This window comes from Sphingomonas populi (assembly GCF_004208535.1).
In the GTDB taxonomy this organism is placed as follows: domain Bacteria; phylum Pseudomonadota; class Alphaproteobacteria; order Sphingomonadales; family Sphingomonadaceae; genus Sphingomonas; species Sphingomonas populi.
On record NZ_SGIS01000059.1, the window covers coordinates 1 to 16,522 of the forward strand.

The 16,522-nt window shown below is 59.5% G+C and carries 18 protein-coding genes and 3 pseudogenes; 17 read left to right on the forward strand and 4 right to left on the reverse strand.

Annotation, left to right across the window (positions count from 1 at the left end; all coding sequences use genetic code 11):
• From EWE75_RS25740 to EWE75_RS22080, 6 genes and pseudogenes are all read left to right on the forward strand, one after another.
• Nucleotides 1–114, forward strand: a pseudogene (locus EWE75_RS25740) (IS630 family transposase); the annotation flags it as partial.
• 61 nt (nucleotides 115–175) lie between these two features.
• The gene (locus EWE75_RS26355) at nucleotides 176–316 is read left to right on the forward strand and encodes an ATP-binding protein (protein WP_427915810.1); all 141 of its coding nucleotides are present in this window, start codon (nucleotides 176–178) and stop codon (nucleotides 314–316) included.
• Nucleotides 317–594: 278 nt separating this feature from the next.
• The gene (locus tag EWE75_RS25185) at nucleotides 595–765 is read left to right on the forward strand and encodes a hypothetical protein (RefSeq protein ID WP_165388486.1); all 171 of its coding nucleotides are present in this window, start codon (nucleotides 595–597) and stop codon (nucleotides 763–765) included.
• Nucleotides 740–931: a hypothetical protein gene (locus tag EWE75_RS25190; protein ID WP_165388485.1), complete on the forward strand. Its 192-nt coding sequence runs from the start codon at nucleotides 740–742 to the stop codon at nucleotides 929–931. The genes EWE75_RS25185 and EWE75_RS25190 overlap by 26 nt, the downstream gene beginning before the upstream one ends.
• A gap of 2 nt (nucleotides 932–933) precedes the next feature.
• Nucleotides 934–1,809, forward strand: a complete 876-nt coding sequence (locus EWE75_RS22075; RefSeq protein WP_206364843.1) for a hypothetical protein — start codon at nucleotides 934–936, stop codon at nucleotides 1,807–1,809.
• Nucleotides 1,805–1,927: pseudogene (locus EWE75_RS22080) on the forward strand (ATP-binding protein); the annotation flags it as partial. The gene EWE75_RS22075 and the pseudogene EWE75_RS22080, both read left to right, overlap by 5 nt.
• Before the next feature lie 57 nt (nucleotides 1,928–1,984).
• Here EWE75_RS22080 and EWE75_RS26090 read toward each other — a convergent pair.
• Nucleotides 1,985–2,113 (reverse strand): hypothetical protein, encoded by a 129-nt coding sequence (locus EWE75_RS26090; protein ID WP_282432726.1) that lies wholly within the window; start codon nucleotides 2,111–2,113, stop codon nucleotides 1,985–1,987.
• Nucleotides 2,114–2,281: 168 nt separating this feature from the next.
• Here EWE75_RS26090 and EWE75_RS22085 point away from each other — a divergent pair, with 168 nt between their 5' ends.
• Genes EWE75_RS22085 through EWE75_RS22100 form a run of 4 tightly spaced genes read left to right on the forward strand, consistent with a single transcriptional unit; the run spans nucleotide 2,282 to nucleotide 6,251 of the window.
• Nucleotides 2,282–3,166, forward strand: a complete 885-nt coding sequence (locus EWE75_RS22085; RefSeq protein WP_130160243.1) for an HpcH/HpaI aldolase/citrate lyase family protein — start codon at nucleotides 2,282–2,284, stop codon at nucleotides 3,164–3,166.
• On the forward strand, nucleotides 3,163–3,669 hold the full coding sequence (locus EWE75_RS22090; protein WP_130160244.1) for a MaoC family dehydratase: 507 nt from the start codon (nucleotides 3,163–3,165) through the stop codon (nucleotides 3,667–3,669). The genes EWE75_RS22085 and EWE75_RS22090 overlap by 4 nt, the downstream gene beginning before the upstream one ends.
• A 23-nt stretch (nucleotides 3,670–3,692) precedes the next feature.
• Nucleotides 3,693–4,769 (forward strand): alcohol dehydrogenase, encoded by a 1,077-nt coding sequence (locus EWE75_RS22095; protein WP_130160245.1) that lies wholly within the window; start codon nucleotides 3,693–3,695, stop codon nucleotides 4,767–4,769.
• A gap of 3 nt (nucleotides 4,770–4,772) precedes the next feature.
• Nucleotides 4,773–6,251 carry an aldehyde dehydrogenase gene (locus EWE75_RS22100; protein ID WP_130160246.1) on the forward strand — a complete coding sequence of 493 codons (1,479 nt, stop codon included), beginning with the start codon at nucleotides 4,773–4,775 and terminating at the stop codon, nucleotides 6,249–6,251.
• A gap of 147 nt (nucleotides 6,252–6,398) precedes the next feature.
• Here EWE75_RS22100 and EWE75_RS22105 read toward each other — a convergent pair whose 3' ends face one another.
• From EWE75_RS22105 to EWE75_RS22115, 3 genes are read right to left on the reverse strand one after another with little or no spacing between them, the layout of a single operon-like run.
• Nucleotides 6,399–7,493: a LacI family DNA-binding transcriptional regulator gene (locus EWE75_RS22105; protein ID WP_130160247.1), complete on the reverse strand. Its 1,095-nt coding sequence runs from the start codon at nucleotides 7,491–7,493 to the stop codon at nucleotides 6,399–6,401.
• Between the two features lie 42 nt (nucleotides 7,494–7,535).
• Nucleotides 7,536–8,876, reverse strand: a complete 1,341-nt coding sequence (locus tag EWE75_RS22110) for an MmgE/PrpD family protein (protein WP_130160248.1) — start codon at nucleotides 8,874–8,876, stop codon at nucleotides 7,536–7,538.
• Nucleotides 8,876–10,042, reverse strand: a complete 1,167-nt coding sequence (locus EWE75_RS22115; RefSeq protein ID WP_130160249.1) for an acyl-CoA dehydrogenase family protein — start codon at nucleotides 10,040–10,042, stop codon at nucleotides 8,876–8,878. Before EWE75_RS22115 ends, EWE75_RS22110 begins: the two co-directional genes overlap by 1 nt.
• Before the next feature lie 164 nt (nucleotides 10,043–10,206).
• Between EWE75_RS22115 and EWE75_RS22120 the strand changes: the two genes are divergently transcribed.
• From EWE75_RS22120 to EWE75_RS22150, 7 genes and pseudogenes are all read left to right on the forward strand, one after another.
• Nucleotides 10,207–11,382, forward strand: a complete 1,176-nt coding sequence (locus EWE75_RS22120) for a CaiB/BaiF CoA transferase family protein (protein ID WP_130160250.1) — start codon at nucleotides 10,207–10,209, stop codon at nucleotides 11,380–11,382.
• Between the two features lie 116 nt (nucleotides 11,383–11,498).
• Nucleotides 11,499–12,563, forward strand: coding sequence for an aromatic ring-hydroxylating oxygenase subunit alpha (locus EWE75_RS22125; RefSeq protein WP_165388487.1), 1,065 nt, complete (start codon nucleotides 11,499–11,501; stop codon nucleotides 12,561–12,563).
• 118 nt (nucleotides 12,564–12,681) lie between these two features.
• Nucleotides 12,682–13,545 carry an enoyl-CoA hydratase/isomerase family protein gene (locus tag EWE75_RS22130; protein WP_130160252.1) on the forward strand — a complete coding sequence of 288 codons (864 nt, stop codon included), beginning with the start codon at nucleotides 12,682–12,684 and terminating at the stop codon, nucleotides 13,543–13,545.
• Nucleotides 13,546–13,696: 151 nt separating this feature from the next.
• Nucleotides 13,697–14,143: a nuclear transport factor 2 family protein gene (locus tag EWE75_RS22135; RefSeq protein WP_231708508.1), complete on the forward strand. Its 447-nt coding sequence runs from the start codon at nucleotides 13,697–13,699 to the stop codon at nucleotides 14,141–14,143.
• Nucleotides 14,144–14,235: 92 nt separating this feature from the next.
• The gene (locus tag EWE75_RS22140; RefSeq protein ID WP_130160253.1) at nucleotides 14,236–15,255 is read left to right on the forward strand and encodes an SDR family oxidoreductase; all 1,020 of its coding nucleotides are present in this window, start codon (nucleotides 14,236–14,238) and stop codon (nucleotides 15,253–15,255) included.
• The gene (locus EWE75_RS22145; protein WP_130160254.1) at nucleotides 15,236–16,207 is read left to right on the forward strand and encodes a zinc-binding dehydrogenase; all 972 of its coding nucleotides are present in this window, start codon (nucleotides 15,236–15,238) and stop codon (nucleotides 16,205–16,207) included. The genes EWE75_RS22140 and EWE75_RS22145 overlap by 20 nt, the downstream gene beginning before the upstream one ends.
• A gap of 199 nt (nucleotides 16,208–16,406) precedes the next feature.
• Nucleotides 16,407–16,522, forward strand: a pseudogene (locus tag EWE75_RS22150) (IS5/IS1182 family transposase); the annotation flags it as partial.

Genomic DNA, 16,522 nt, shown 5'->3' on the forward strand with positions numbered 1-16,522 from the left:
GCCATCAATCGCTACCTCAAGGAACACAACGCCGACCCAAAGCCCTTCGTCTGGACCAAGCCCGCCGCTCAAATCCTCGACAAGCTCGCCAGACTGCCTGCATCTTCCGTCTGACTCGCTGCACTAGCGTTGACTTTCCTCATAGAAGCCGTCCACATATGGGGGCTTCAGCCGCTTGACGCTCAGGCCCCGCCATAATCTCCTCGAAATTCTCGAGGACCGCTACGGGCGTAAATCCACGATCGTCACCAGCCAGCTCGAGATCGCATCCTGGCACCGCGCCATCGGTGAGCCCAACATCAGGCAATACCCCTGATATCGATCGGCCTATCTCTTATGTGACCGTCACGTCGCGCCGCCACGCACTGTTTGGACAACGGCTTGAGCTCCTCCAGTTCGACTCCGATCGAGGGCCTACCTGGGTGACGGTGCGGGTGCCGAACGGCAGTCGCCGCAACATTCGTCGTGCTCTGACCGATCTGGCGCAGCCTCTGACTGACTCGAAATCGCCTCCGCTGATCTCAGGCCGCATCCTTCTGCGAGTCGTCGATCATGCCGAGGCGTTGTCGCGGCGCCTTGAGGAGGAAAAGCGTAATGGCGAAGATGACGTCGCGGACGGCATTGTCGATCCCGCCCCAGCTTTGGACCCATCTGCCGGAGCAGATCCGACGACGACTGGCTACGCAGATTGCCCGTGCGCTGCGCCAGACACTGCACGACCGCCGCGCCGGTGACGACAATGCTGAGATCCCTTTCGTCAGGTGACCCGATCAACACGGTCCATTGCGCGAAGCTGGCATATGTCTATGTCCGCCAATCGAGCGTCGGCCAGATCCGGCATCACCAGGAGAGTACGGCGCTGCAGTATCGGTTGGAGGCCGAGTCGAGCGCCTGTTCCTCGCCGCGCTGGCGCCGGATCAACTCGCTGTAACGGTGGCGGCGCTGGACGAGATCAATACCGATGCGCACGCGCTCGATCGGCAATGGGCGCTGAAGCGTGAGCGAGCGACATATGAGACCGAGCGGGCTCGTCGGCAGTATGACGCGGTCGAGCCCGAAAACCGCCTGGTGGCGCGCTCACTCGAAAGCATCTGGGAGGACAAGCTGCGCGATGCTGAGAGGATCGAGCAGGATTATCAACGATGGAAGGCCGAACAGGCAAGCACGCTCAGCACCGAGGAACGGGCCCGCATTGCGACGTTCGGTATCGACCTGCCTCGGCTGTGGGAGACACTCGGCAACGCCGACCGTAAGGCAACGCTACGTCTGGTAATCGACGAGGTGATCGTCGACCAGCGCCGCGCCAGAGGCATGGTCTGGATCCGCATCCTCTGGCAAACTGGCGCCGAGACTGAGCATTGGCTGATGCGGCGCACGCAATCCTATGCCGACGCCGCGCATGCCGAACAGATCGAGAAGCGAGTCCGCGAACTTAACGCGCAAGGCCGCATGGATGCCCAGATCGCCGCCGTCCTAAATGACGAGGGTTTGCGAAACAGTCGTGGTGGTGCGTTCGATAACGGCACGATCCATCTTTTGCGCAAGCGGTGGGATATCCCGACAGCCAAGATCAATGGGGTCGAACGCAATCCGCCACGATGGCCAGACGGCAGCTACTCTATCCAGGGTGCGGCGGATATGCTTGGCGTCACTGCGCAAACCGTGTTCAAATGGCTCAACAAAGGCCGACTTCACGGCCGCCAGTTGGCAAAAGGTCAGCCGTGGCAGATCGACTTGGTCGATGACGAGATCGACCCGCTCAAGGCGCAGGTGCGACGGACGACCCCTTCAAGGAGAACAACATCATGAAACGTTCGGCGATCCGACCTACGCCGATGCCATCCTGGACCGCCTCGTCCACAACGCCCATCGTGTCGAAATCGACGATGAATCCATGCGGCGTCACACCACCGCAGCCGCCGCTTGACCAACCCCGAAAACCAATGCCATTAGCCAGCAACGATCAGGCTATGGCCGACCGGCATCAAATCGGAATGGTGGCCGGGATCAGATCGGAATAGCCGGCCGGCATCGTCGGAATCCGCACCAACACGATCTCAACTTCACGCAACTTGCCGATAATCTTTTCCGGCTTGTGCTTCTTGCTCGGCATTCATCGTCCTTTCATGGTCCAGACTATCATAGTCTCTGGGCCACTCAGCGGGGGGCAGATCATTAGGTAAGCAATCACAGCCATTCCAGCCTATGCCTTTCATACGGCCCTTGACACGGTGAACCGTTTCATTGAATGCCTTTGTAGGGCCAATGATGGAGAATCGCGATGATAGAACTTGTCCTCACCCGACCTCGGTCATTTATGTTTGTTCCAGGTAACAAGCCGCGGTTCCTAGAGAAGGCGCTGGGTTGTTCCGCCAACGTCGTCCTGTTTGACCTCGAAGATGGGGTTCTTCCTGCCGAGAAGCCTGGCGCGCGCAAGATGGTCCGCGAGGTTCTCGGTGCGCCTTCGGGAGGCCCTCGCCGCTATGTGCGGGTGAACGACCGGACAACGCCGTGGTTGCAGGATGATCTGGAGGCGATCGTGAGCGAAGGCCTGGAAGGCATCGCGCTCACGAAGGTAATTTGCGCAGACGATATCCACGCTACGTCTCAAACCCTCGCCCAGCTCGAACGGGACAAAGGTCTGGAGATCGGCAAGACTAAGATCATTGCCGCAATTGAAAGTGCGCGGGGCCTAGTCAACGCGGTCTGCATCGCTGATTCGGACCCGCGCGTAGTGGGGCTGATGTTCGGAGCCGAAGATTACGCGCTCGACATAGGCCTTGGCGCCAATCGCGTGAAGGAGGCCGCCGATTTGCTCTATGCCCGATCCGCGATCGTGGTCGCGGCTGCCGCCGCCGGCATTGTCAGCATCGATGGCGTATATCCCAATCTCGATGACCCCGCAGGACTGGAAGCCGATACCTGGCAAGGTCGGCGCCTTGGTTTCACCTCGAAATCAACCTTCAATCCGCGGCAACTCGACCTGATCCACCAGATCTATTCGCCGTCTCCCGACGATATCGAATATGCGCGCAAAATCGCAACCGGGTTCCGTGAGGCGGAGGCCAAGGGCGATGCGTCGGTGGCGGTTGGCGGCCAGCTTGTCGACAAGCCGATCCTGATGCGCGCTTTGCAAATTCTGGAATCGATTGGCGAGACGGTATGACGCGCCGGATCGTGGCTGGCTGGGAAGGCCGGTTTTTTGACGATTTCAACGTCGGTGACGTATATCGCTGCCGCATCGGGCGAACGGTGACGCTGACCGATAATATCCAGTTTACGCTCATCACCAACAATACAAATCAAATCCATTTCAACGCGGACTATGCCGCCAAAACCGAGTTCAAGCGGCCTCTGATCAACAGCGCCCTGACGCTTTCGATCATCGGCGGCATGGGCGTGGCGGATCTGAGCGAAAATGGGTTTGCGCTTGGTTGGGATTACATCACACTGCCGAACCCGGTGTTTCCTGACGACACGCTGTATTGCGAGCAGGAAATTATGGAAAAGCGTGAGTCCAAATCGCGCCCCGGCCAAGGGATCGTCAAAGCCAAAACGCGGGGCATCAATCAGCACGGCTTGGTCGTGATCGAGTATGCCCGCAGCGTGATGGTCTGGAGGCGCGGTTCCGCGCCGACAGTCAACATCTTTCCGGAACCGAAGATCTAGAAGAAAACAATAGGAGAGGCGGCATGAGCGAATATGTAAGTTTCGATCTCGTCGAATGGCAACAGCCGCTGGAGAGACGCGAACATCCCATGCCGCAGCCGGAGGGACGGCAAGTGCTGGTCCGGGTAACGGCCGCGGGTCTGTGCCACTCGGACCTTCACGCGCAGAAGGGGTACATGGACCTTGGCCACGAAGGCAAGCTCACCTTTGCCGAGCGCGGAGCCAAGCTTCCCGTTACGCTGGGGCATGAAGTCGCCGGGATCGTCGAAGCCATCGGTGCGGACGTCGACTCGGTGACTGTCGGGCAGCAGGTCCTCGTCTTTCCGTGGATTGGCTGCGGCAAGTGCCAGGCCTGCGCGGACCAGCGCGAAAGCGACTGCACGGCCATGCGCATGATCGGCCTCGTTCAGAAGGGCGGCTTCGCATCCCATTGCCTCGTTGAAGACGAGAAATGGCTGGTGGACATTGATGGTCTGGATCTGGCCGACGTGGTGCCGCAAGCCTGTTCCGGAGTGACAGTATTCAACGCCCTGGAAAAAATGGGCGTGCTCCGTGACGGCGAGTGGATGGCCGTGATGGGCTGTGGCGGCCTTGGATTGAATGCGATCGCCATCGCGCACGCGATGGGCATCAGGAACATCATCGCCGTCGACATCGACGATGGAAAACTGGAGGCAGCGCGGCAGATGGGCGCCGCCGCCGTGTTGAACAGCGGCCAACCGCAAGCGGTCGAGGAATTGCAGCGCCTGTCAGAAGGTCGCCTCGTGGGGATCGTCGATACCTTCGGGGGAGCGGCGACCGCACGTATCGCGGTCAGGGCGCTGGTCAAGGCGGGGCGCTATATCATCGTCGGCCAGGCGGGCGGCGATTTCCAGATGCCGCAGATATGGCTCACCCAGAAGGCAATGACGGTAAGAGGCAGTCATGTGGGCAATTCGCCCCAGCTTCGCGCGCTCATCGACATGGTCCGGGCTGGCAAAGTTAAGCAGATGCCGATCGAGCGTCGTGACCTGTCCGACATCAACCAAGCAATGGAAGACCTTGAGGCTGGCCGTGTGACGGGCCGCATCGTGTTCCAGCCGAACGAGAGCAAAGGCTAGGAAATGAAGACCTACAATCATTACATCAACGGTGCTTGGGTCGAGCCTTCTAGCAACGCATACCTCGACACCGACAATCCTTACACTGGCGAGATCTGGGCTAAAATCGCCCGCGGCAACGCGCAGGATGTCGATCGGGCGGTGATGGCTGCCAAGGCGGCGTTCGACGAGGGCGAATGGGCAACCATGCGCCCCACGCAGCGTGGCAAGCTGCTGGTCCGGTTGGCCGAAATCATCGAGCGTGAATCCGCATGGCTCGCCGAACTCGAAGTGCGCGACAACGGCAAGCTGATTGCGGAAATGGGGTTGCAGACCAAGTATCTCGCAGAATGGTATCGCTATTATGGCGGTCTGGCCGACAAGGTCGAAGGTGCGGTCCTGCCGTCCGATCGCCCCGGCATGTTCAATTTCACTAGGCATGAACCCCTTGGTGTCGTGGCCATGATCACGGCGTGGAATAGTCCGCTGCTGCTTTTGGCGTGGAAGCTGGCTCCCGCACTTGCCGCGGGGAACACAGCTGTGGTCAAGCCCTCGGAATATACTTCGGTTTCCACACTCGAATTCATGGGCCTGATCAAGGAAGCCGGCATCCCCGACGGGGTCGTCAACTGCGTGACAGGCCTGGGCATGGAAGCCGGTGCGCCGCTGGTCGAGCACCCCCACGTTGCCAAGGCCGCGTTCACCGGTTCGGACACTGCCGGGCAAAAGGTCTATGAAAGCGCCGCCAAGAAGATCATGCCGGTTACACTCGAACTGGGTGGCAAATCGCCGAATATCGTTTTCGAGGATGCGGATCTGGACGCCGCAGTGAACGGCGCGATTTCGGGCATCTTCGCCGCGACTGGGCAGACCTGCATCGCTGGCTCCCGCCTCTTGGTGCAGCGCTCCATCCACGACAAGTTCGTAGAAAGCCTCGTGCGGATCGCTGGCGATGCCAGGATTGGCGATCCGATGTCGATGGATACCCACGTCGGACCGGTGACGACGTTGGCCCAATATGACAAAATCCTGCATTATATCGACGTTGCCAAGCGGGAAGGGGCCGTCTGCGCGCTCGGAGGCAAGCCTTACGCCGCTAGCGGCGTCGCAAGCAGCCGTTTCGTCGAGCCGACCATCTTCACCGGCGTTACGAACGACATGAAGATTGCGCAGGAAGAGGTTTTCGGCCCTGTGCTGTCGGTTATCCCGTTCGATACCGAGGAGGATGCGATCCGGATCGCAAACGACATCGTATTCGGGCTTGCCGCTGGCGTTTGGACGTCCGACATCGGCAGGGCATTGCGCATGTCGGAAAAGCTCAAGGCCGGAACGGTCTGGATCAACACCTATCGCGCGGTGAGCTTCATGACCCCGTTCGGCGGGTTCAAGCGCTCCGGTCAGGGACGTGAAAGCGGCCAGGACGCCATCAAGGAATATATGCAGGTGAAGTCGGTCTGGATCGCGCAGACCATGGCAACGGGAAATCCGTTCATCATGCGGTGATGGCTTCATCTACGGGGTTGGGCGTGCGGGGAAGGAAGAACCCCCGCAGGCCGGACCTGGTGTATGGTCACCTCCAAGCTGGTCACCTTCCCTCGATCTCGGGGGCTGCATAGCGTCGTGAGCAGACGCCGGGTCTGACTACTGACGCTATCTCACGTCTGCCCTTCCGGGCATTGTACAGGTGCGCGTCGCCGGAGGCGCGCAGGAGCCCCGCATGACATACTGGCTTGCAATGGTCAGTTGATGCGGTTCCGGGCCTGACCGGCCTGCCAGACGATTGAGAAGGATCTGCGCGCTCAATCGACCTTGCTCGGCCGCATCGTAGCGGATGACGTTGGTGGGAGGTGTCGAAAAGGTCGCAAGTTCGGTATCGGCGCTTCCGATGAGCGAGATGTCGTTGGGAACCGCCAATTTGAGCGAGCGGATCGCCCGTAGGACACCGCCCAGCATATCGATCCCGCCAGCGATCAAGGCTGTCGGTCGGTCATGCAACGAGAGCAAGGCTGATGCCTCGAAAAAGGCGCCGTTGCGATCGAAACTACCTGCGCGAACCAGCGTGGGATCATATTCGAGTCCTGCCTCGAGCAGCTTCATGCGATAGCCATTGATGCGCGCGCACGAAGGATGGACCAGCGGTTGACCTGTCACGAGCCCGATCCGGCGATGGCCGAGCGAGAGGAGGTGATCCATCGCTTCGCCGATGCCCGCCTCGTGGTCGACCAGCACCGCGTCCCAATCTTCTGGGTATTTACGGTCGAGGAGGAGGATCGGCAAACCGAGACGTTTCAGAGCGGCCAGAACATCGGCATCGCGCTCGGAGGACGCCGCCATTATCAGGCCATCCACGCGGCGCTTTTGCAAAACGTCCAGCAATTCCAGTTCCCGTTCCTTGGAGTCGGTCGAACAGAGAATGAGGAGAATGTAACCCGCTTCGTGCAATGTATCCTGGGCCGCTCTCGTAAAGCTCGCCAGCGCGGGGACCGCGATGTCCCGGATGATGATCCCGATGGTGCGCGTGGAGCCGCCCCGCATACTCTGGGCGGCGACGTCCGGCGTGAAGCCGAGGCGCTCAATAGCCTCGTTAACTTTTCGGAGGACAGCTTCGCCGACATTCGGGTGCCTGTTTATGACCCGCGACGCCGTTCCGACCGAAACACCCGCCGCCTCGGCCAAGTCCTTGATCGTAGGTCTCTTGGCCATGGTCTTGCCTCGCGCCTGGGCGGTCGTGAACGGCATTTTCATGCCCCGGATCGTAGGGCCATTCGTCACGGTTGCGCACCGATGTCAATCGGACACGCACCCAAGCAGCAAGACGTTGACATCCTCCAGTGACTCGAATTCGCTGATCGTAGCGATTACCTGATTAGCACGCCCGACGCCCAGGATCGGGTTCACAAGCGCGGCGAACTTCGTGGTCAGCTTCGCCTCCTGTTGATCGAGATTCGCGCTCGGGATGCTGCTGTCTGCCGTTGCTTCCAAACGCGCGCCGTCGTCATTCTCGATAATTACCCTGGCGAACGTGTCTTCGGCCTCGATCCATTCGACCGCTACCCGGTCTCGCATTGCTACCAGGTCTGGACGCAGCGCATTGGCGTCCGAGAAACTGGCAATGTCGGCCGTATCGACGCCGCAAAGCGCCATCGCCACCGCATGTCTGAGGCTGAATTTTATTTCGAGTCCGCTTTGAGGATCCTGAACGTTGCAGACGGTATCGAGTACGGGACTAACCTGAATCGTGACCTGCTTGATCGCATCGGCAACAATACCGGACCTGGCCATGATCTCGCGCGCAGCATCGATCGGCGCGTGGATGTTATAGCAGCAGGCGTGATATTTGAACAGGTTGTTGAGGATGTGCCAACCGCCATTGGGGCGCGCATAGGCCCGGTTGAGGTGATGGTCCCGGCTCATGGTCCGGGCAAATCCATACTCCGCGTCCAGCATATCCTCGCGCGACGTGAGCCCTCTTCTGGCATATCTTGCGGCCATCAGGCCGGTGTGGTTGGCCCAGCCCGCGTGAAGCGGCTTGCTCATCGTTCCGAAGGAGTGCTTGAGACCGGCAGCCAGGGTTCCGGCGATGCCGAGGGCACGCCGCACGGTCGCCGCATCGCTGCCCAGCAAGCGGGAACATGCGACGGCGGCGCCCAATGCCCCGATGGTAGCAGTATTATGGAACCCGCGGCGGTAATGGTCGGGATGCATCAAGGAGCCGATCCGGCACGCGGCTTCATAGCCGGCGACAAAGGCCGTCAGCACTGCTTCTCCAGAGGCGCCGATTGCCTCCGCCTCAGCCAGCACGGCCGGAAGGATCGCCGCCGATGGGTGGCCGTTCAGCGCCAGACTCGCATCGTCATAATCGAGCGCGTGCGAGGTTGTGCCGTTGACGAGCGCGGCTTGAGACGCGCTCGTCCGATAGCCTGAGCCAAGGATCGTACTGACCGGACGCGATTGCTCATCCTTCGCTTCGTCCAGCAGGATTTGGGCCAAAGGGTCTTTCCATGCTGCCAGAGTGACGGCGAGCAAATCCAGGATACAATGCCGCGCAACGCGCCGCGCTTCCGGGGAAATGTCGTCCAGCATGACTTTACTGGCGTCATGCGCGATGTCCGCGGTCAGGCGGCTCATCAATAAGACCTTCCCAGCTTCAGGACGTGCTGACCGACATAGGCCAGCACCATGTTGGTCGATATGGGAGCGATCTGATACAGGCGCGTTTCCCTCCACTTGCGCTCGATGTCATATTCTCGCGCGAACGAGAATCCGCCGTGCGTCTGCATCGCCACGTCGGCGGCATGAAACGCCGCTTCCGACGCCACCAGTTTGGCTATGTTGGCCTCTGCGCCGCAATCGAGACCGGCGTCGAACCGCGCGGCGGCTTTGCGACATAGCAGGTCGGCCGTTTCGAGTTCGACATGAACACGTGCCAGCGGGAACTGGACTCCCTGATTGCGCCCGATGGACTTGCCAAACACGACCCGCTCATTGGCATACTCGACCGCGCGTTTGAGGCACCAGCGACCGTCTCCCACGGCTTCCGTCGCCACCAGAACCCGTTCAGCGTTCATGCCGCTCAAGATATAACGGAAACCCTGGCCCTCTTCGCCGATCAGTGAATCGGCCGGAATCTCAAAATTGTCGAAGAATACCTCGGTGGCGTTGTGATTGATCATCGCGTCAATCGGCTTGATTTCAAGGCCGCGTCCTTGCGCTTCGCGGATATCGATCAGAAACACCGAAAGGCCGTCGGTTCTTTTGGCGACGTCCGAAAGGGGGGTTGTGCGAGCGAGCAGGAGCATGAGATCGGAATGCTCCGCTCGCGACGTCCACACTTTCTGCCCGTTCACGACATAAGTGTCGCCCCGCCGTTCGGCCCGAGTCTTCAGGTTCGTCGTATCCGATCCGGAAGTCGGTTCAGTGATTCCGAAAGCCTGCAGCCGAAGGTCGCCGGCTGCAATGGCCGGCAAATATTTCGCCTTCTGAGCGGCGCTGCCATGCCTCAGCAATGTCCCCATGATATACATCTGGGCGTGGCTCTGACTGGCGACGCAGCCATTGGCATTGATTTCCTCTAGGACCACCGCAGCCGCCCTCAGCGGAAGGCCCGCGCCGCCATATTCTTCGGGGACGAGGATGCCGAGAAAGCCCGCGCTCGTAAGCGCAGCAACGAATTCGGTCGGATAGTCGCTACGGTCTTCCAACCCGCGCCAGTAGGATCCGGGAAAACCCGCGCAAAGGCGCGCAATGGACTCGCGTAGCTCGGGATAATCCAGATCCGTATCCATCATGGTCATACGCAATTTCCTTTTTCAACCAGATGAGCGGACGATATTCAACGCGAGTACCGCTGTCAATGAAACGGTTCATTGACAGCGGTACGGTTGAGTCTAAGGTTGTTGATGCGAGCATATGTCACGTTGATTCGACGTGTGCGCCACGCCAGGAGCAAGACGCCCCCATGCTGACTAGTCGTCCACTCGAAGGAATCACGGTCGTGGAGTTCGGCCACAGTGTTGCGGCTCCCTATGCCGGACTTATCCTCGGAGAGCTTGGCGCTGACGTCATCAAGGTCGAAAATGCGGACGGTGGCGATTATGCGCGCGGTTGGGGTCCCCCTTTCTGGGAAGGGACGTCGGTGATGTATCAGGTCCTGAACCGCAGCAAGAGCAGCGTCTCGCTCGATCTGAAGGACCGGATCAGTGGCGGAAAACTTCACGATTACATTGTCGAAAAGGCCGATGTGGTCATTCATAATATGAAGTTCGGGGCGATGGAGCGGCTTGGTTTCGGCTCCGATACGTTCGTCGAGAAGCGTCCTGACCTCATTTATTGCAATTGCGGCGCGTTCGGTAATGTTGGGCCTCTGAGGGATCGTCCCGGATATGATCCTCTGCTGCAGGCTTTCAGCGGCCTCATGAGCATGATGGGGGAGGAGGGCAGACCCCCTGTGCGCGTGGCTGTGTCCATCATCGACATGGGGATGGGTCTGTGGGCCGCGATCGGCATTCTTGCGGCGCTGAATGAGCGCAATCGAACCGGCAATGGCGGGCGCGTCGATACGTCGCTGCTGGAGACGGCGCTCGGATGGCTCACCGTTCCTTTCGGCAATTTTCTGGCGAGCGGGGAACTGCCGCGCAAGGAGGGTTCGGGCGCCGTGCAGATTGTGCCCTACCAGGCATTCATCGCACGGGATGGCGAAATCATGATCCTCGCCGGTAATGACGGCTTGTTTCGCAAACTCGCACAGGCCATCGGAAGGCCTGATCTCACCACGGATCCGCGTTTCATGACGAACGCAGGTCGGGTCGAGAACAGGGCCGTGCTTTTGCCTATCCTGCAGAAGGTGTTGTTGGACAGGGATGTGGCGCACTGGGAGCGGCTGCTGCTGGAAGCGGGCGTGCCCCATTCGCCGATACAGACGCTTGATCAGGTGTTGGCGCATCCCCAAATCGAAGCACTGTCGATGCTTCAGGAGTCTCCCGACAAGAAGCTGCGCATCATGGGGCTGCCGCTCTCCTTTGATGGTGTGCGACCGGAATTCACGGTTCGCGCTCCGGCGCAGGGCCAACACAACGAATTGGTCGATGTTCGGCCGCTCGCTGCTGAAAAAGTCGATGCGGCTATTGGCGGATAATCATGGAAGTGGTGGATCGCCCCACTTTTGATTGAGTAGCGGATCTGGGCTTCATCGTATTAGCGAGAGCCCGAAAGCAAAAGCCCGTAACGGCGCGCAACGAGAGGATGATTTCGATGCCAGAGGCAAAGACGAGCTATCTGCGAAATGCATGGTATGCCGCAGCGTGGTCTGAAGAGGTCAGCCGGACGCCGCTGGCACGGACGTTTCTCGCTGAACCGGTGGTGCTCTTTCGCGATACCAACGGGTCGCCCATCGCTTTGGCTGATCGTTGCCCACATCGATTTGCACCTCTGTCAAAAGGGAAAATCGTCGGCGACGCCATCGAATGCCCCTATCACGGGCTGAGGTTCGGTAGTGACGGCAACTGCGTTCACAATTACCACGGCCCTATCCCCAAAGCGGCATCCGCGCACCGCTATGCCCTCATGGAGCGATATGGGGTCGCATGGATCTGGATGGGGGATGCGGATAAGGCACATGAAGACAGGCTTCCCGATTTCGGAACGTTTAGCAACGATGATCGCTTTGCCGTGGCGCGCGGTTATTTGCCGGTATCAGGCAATTACCAGCTTGCCGTGGATAATCTGCTGGACTTGACCCATGCCCAGTTTTTGCATCCGGCTTTGGGCAATGCGAATTCAAGCGAACATTCCGTCTTCAAAATGAATAGCGAGGGTTCCACGGTGTGGGCCAAATATTTCTTTGAAGGCGAGCCGGTCACGCCTTTCAAGAGGATGTTCTGGGAAAGCGCGTCTGACACTTGCAACCGGTGGGCGGACATCCGCTGGGAAGCGCCCAGCAACCTCTATCTGGAGGTTGCCACGAGCGAGTGCGGCGGTTCGCGCGAGGAAGCCGTTGTTCTGGTGCCCTCTAGCCATTTCCTAACGCCGGAAACCAGTAAGACCTCCCACTATTTTTGGATGAATGCGCGCAACGTCCGTATAGACGACGAGGCGCTTACAGAGATGTTCCGGCAAGGCACGGACAATGCATTCCGGAACGAGGATGAGCCGATGATCGCCCTCGTTCAGGAGCGGATGGGTGATAATGATTTCGCCTCTCTTAAGCCAGTGTTCCTGAGCACCGATCGTGCAGCAGGACGCGCCCGGCAAATTCTCACCCGCCTAATCGAGGCGGAGCGTTCTACGTCACAGTCCGAGACGGAGAGGGCGGCATGACGGATATGCCGCTAGGCGGGTGGCCCATGTCCATCAACAGCACTGATCCGCAATGCCATCACCCTTCACAAAAGGTGTCGCAGAGTCTCGTCAGAGTTTGAAGTGAAGGAGTAAGGGTATGGCGCTAGCCTTTCTGGAAGACGAGAGCTTCGAGAGCTATTCTGAGCGCTTTTCATCTTTTTTCAGGATGAAGCGGGAGGACGGCATCATTGAGGTGCGAATGCATACCGACGAAGGCGAAGCGCTGTTCGGTTTCGAGCTGCATCGCGCCTTCGGGCAGATGTTTCGGGCGGCCGGGGCCGACCGCCAGAACGAAGTCATGATATTAACCGGCACGGGTGATGAATGGGCGCGCCCCATGAAGGCTCCGAGCAGCGCCAAGCCAACCCATGAGGCGGGTCGAAATGCGGCTTACGCACCTGATTACGGGCCATATGACAGGACCTATATCGACGGCAGCAAGCTTCTGGAGGAGTTGGTCTGGAGCGTGAGCATTCCGGTCATCGGCGCAGTGAACGGGCCGGGCATTCATACCGAAACCGCCTTTCTGGCCGACATAACGCTATGCACGCCCGATGCGCGGTTCGTAGAGCCTCATTTCACCCTGGGTATCGCTCCGGGTGATGGAAACTTCCTGGTCTTGCAGGAGCTGATCGGGATCAAACGCGCCAACAAGGCGATGTTGCTCGGCCAGCCGATCACCGCGCAACAGGCGCTGGAATGGGGGCTCGTAACGGATATCGTACCTCGAGCAGAGCTTCTTGAACAATCCTGGGCAATGGCGCGGTATTTCATGGCGCGACCGCGCGAAGTGCGGGCGCTGACGACGGCGGTAGCTAGGCAACGTTGGAAACACCTGTTCACCCGCGAGCTTGCGATGCATCTGACCCATCAGATTTCCGGCGCGCTGATCCGCCCGGTGTCCATCGCCGGGCAAGACGACAAGGTGTCGGGCAACTCGGGCTATTTTGGGAATGAATAGTCCCTTCGTCGCGGCAAGCGCTGCATCATTTCACGGTTTGTTCAGCGCCGGATGCGATCCTGGCATTTACCCGGGATAGCCGAGTAACGAAGCGGGCAGGCACGGCTCGCTCTTCAACAACCTGCTACCGAAATACCAGGAGCAAGCTACGTTGACAAATTCGATCGCGGATCCCGACCTCAAGCCCCGCAGGATTGCTGCGGTTCGCCGTCACATGGCATTGGAGATTGCCCACGAATGGGACGAGGTGCTCGCGACCTTCGAGCATCCTCGCTACGAGCTGCGCGGACCCGGTACGGTGTTTGACGGGGTTGAGGCGGTCCGCCGCTACTTGACGCTTTCACGTATCCTGTTTCCAGATCAGGGCAATGAGGTAATAGCAATCGTCGCCGACGATGCCGACACCGTATTCGTCGAATTCGGGCTCACCGGAACCAACTCGGCCCGCTCAAGGTCGGCAAGCAGATATTTCCTCCCACCGGCAAGTCATTCCGCGTGCGTTTGGCCGCCTGCTTCGAATTTGTCCCGGGTAGCGACAAGATTTCCTGCGAACGGCCATATTACGACCGCTACGTTGTGTTCGGAGCCCTGGGACTGAGCCTGGAGAGCGCATCCCTGCGTCCATTGAATTGATCCTGCAAGCCGAGCGAAGTCCGCCGAGTTCGATCGAATAGCGGAGAGAGAAGCGAGATGAAGGTTTTTATTACCGCAGCCTTTGGCCATCAAGGCAAGGTTCTGATCCCCAAGCTAGCCGCCGCCGGCATCGACGTCCGGGCAGCGCGCGCCACTGTTGGTCGCGACGAAGAGGTGCTGCGCCTTGGCGCCAAGGAAGTCTTTGTCGGTGACCTCAGCGATTCGAAAGTCTACGCGCAAGCGTGCGACGGTTGCGACGCGATCTATCATATCGGCCCGGGTGCCCATCCGCGAGAGCTTGCCATGGGCTATGCCATGGTCGAAGCGGCGAAGACTGTTGGCATACGTCATGTCGTGCCGTTGTCGCTGCTGCAACCGTTCATCGACATAATCCAGCACCGGTACAAGCTCGATCATGAACTCGCCTTGGTCAAGTCTGGCCTCAATTTCACGGCGCTGCGGCCGTGCGATTATATGTTGCAGGAAGCCTATATCGCCCCGGCCATGCGCACGGGCGCCATGCCTTTCTATTCCGGTGACGCCGCCGGTAGCCGGGCGCACCGCAGGCACAGTTATATTGCGCTAGACGACCTTACCGACGTTGCGCTCAAGGTTTTAGTCGAAGGCTCGACCCATTATGCCGCGAACTATGAACTTGCCGGCCCGGACAAGATCACCCCGATCGTCATGGCGCAGATTCTTTCTCGGATCATGGGGCGCGAAATCAAGCCGGTCGCGAAGTCGCCTGAGGATCTGATCGACGCGCTGTGGGGATCGCGCGATCCGAATGAGGATTTCACGCACAAGGCTGACATCGTCCGGTCCATTCAGGCGTGGTACGCGCGCTATGATTTCGTGGGTAATTCGCGCACGCTGGAATGGCTGCTGGGCCGCAGGCCGACGACTTTCGAGGAGTTTGCGACCAAGGCGTACGCCGATCTTTCTGCGGGCGAAGGGACTAAGATCGAGCGGGCCTTTCTAGCGCACTCTAAGCTGGCCGAGCGTTCCGACGCGCGGCTTGCAGCGTCTAGTGAGACTGTAATCGGGGGAATGGAAAATGCTGGCGTGGCAGGCTGAACAGTTCGGCGAACCGCTGGATGTACTGAAGCTGAAAGACATCGAGAAACCGGTTCCCGGCCCCGGACAGGTGTTGATCAAGGTTCAGGCCGTTGGACTGGGACTGCCTGATTTGAGGTCGGTGCAAGGGCGTTACCCTTTCGTCCCTGACCCTCCCGCTATTCCGGGTCATTCCTTCATGGGTATGATCGACACAGCCGGCCCCGGCAGCCTGTTCAAGCCCGGCATGAGGGTGATGGCTCGCACCTTGTACGAAAGTCATGCCGGCGCGCTCGCGGAATACGCGCTTGCGCGTGATTTTCATACGTTTCTCGCTCCAGATTCGCTGGATGACGCGCAGGCTGCAGCCTTCGTGTTGGCTTATCACACTGCCTATATCGGACTGGTGAGCCGAGGGATGCTCGCCGAGGGAGAGACGCTGCTAGTCCTGGGCGGATCAGGCGCGAGCGGATCGGCTGCCATACATCTCGGAAAGGCTTTGGGCGCGCGCGTTGTGGCATCGGCCCGTGGTGAGGAAAAGGTGAACTTCTGTCGTGCCCAGGGCGCTGACCATGTCATCGAATGTGAACACGGCCACATTGGTGAGGCTTTGCGCGAATGGACCGGAGGCCATGGGGCCGACGTGATTTTCGACCCTGTCGGCGGCGAGCCGAGCGATCAGGCTGTGCAGGCTATCGCATGGGGAGGCAGGCTGGTCCTGATCGGCATTGCGGCGGGTCTTCCCAAGTTAAACCCGCTCGACATGATCGGGCGGACCTATTCCGTGATTGGGGCGGCATTCCCTAATCGTTCCGAGGTCGAACGCGAAAGCGCGATGACTGATCTTGATAAGCTGGTTCGCAACGGCAAGTTGACGGTGCCGATCGAGGGGCGGCATTCATTTGAAGAAGTACCCCGCATGTTGGCCCGCCTCGGTGGCGACATCATGGGCCTGCACGTTATTGATTTCTGAGAACCTGATACCGTGGAGGTGGCTCGACCAGAGCAAGTGCGCTGGCTGACCGCGAGTAACTGCTTATATGAGGGGTAGTTGTGTCAAGAGGTTCAGGGCGACATAATCTGGTCTCCGTTAGGGCGTGGTGACGATTTAAGGGTCAGGGATTCCCAATTGCTCTGAAATCGGATTCAAGGCTGATTTTTGGAGATCAGCGATGGATCGCGATGCGCTTCGTGATGACCAATGGGAACGGATCAAAGGGTTCGTGCCGGGCGGGACGAAGGGTAAGCGTGGCCCCCGCACCGACAACCGGAAATTTCTGGATGCTCT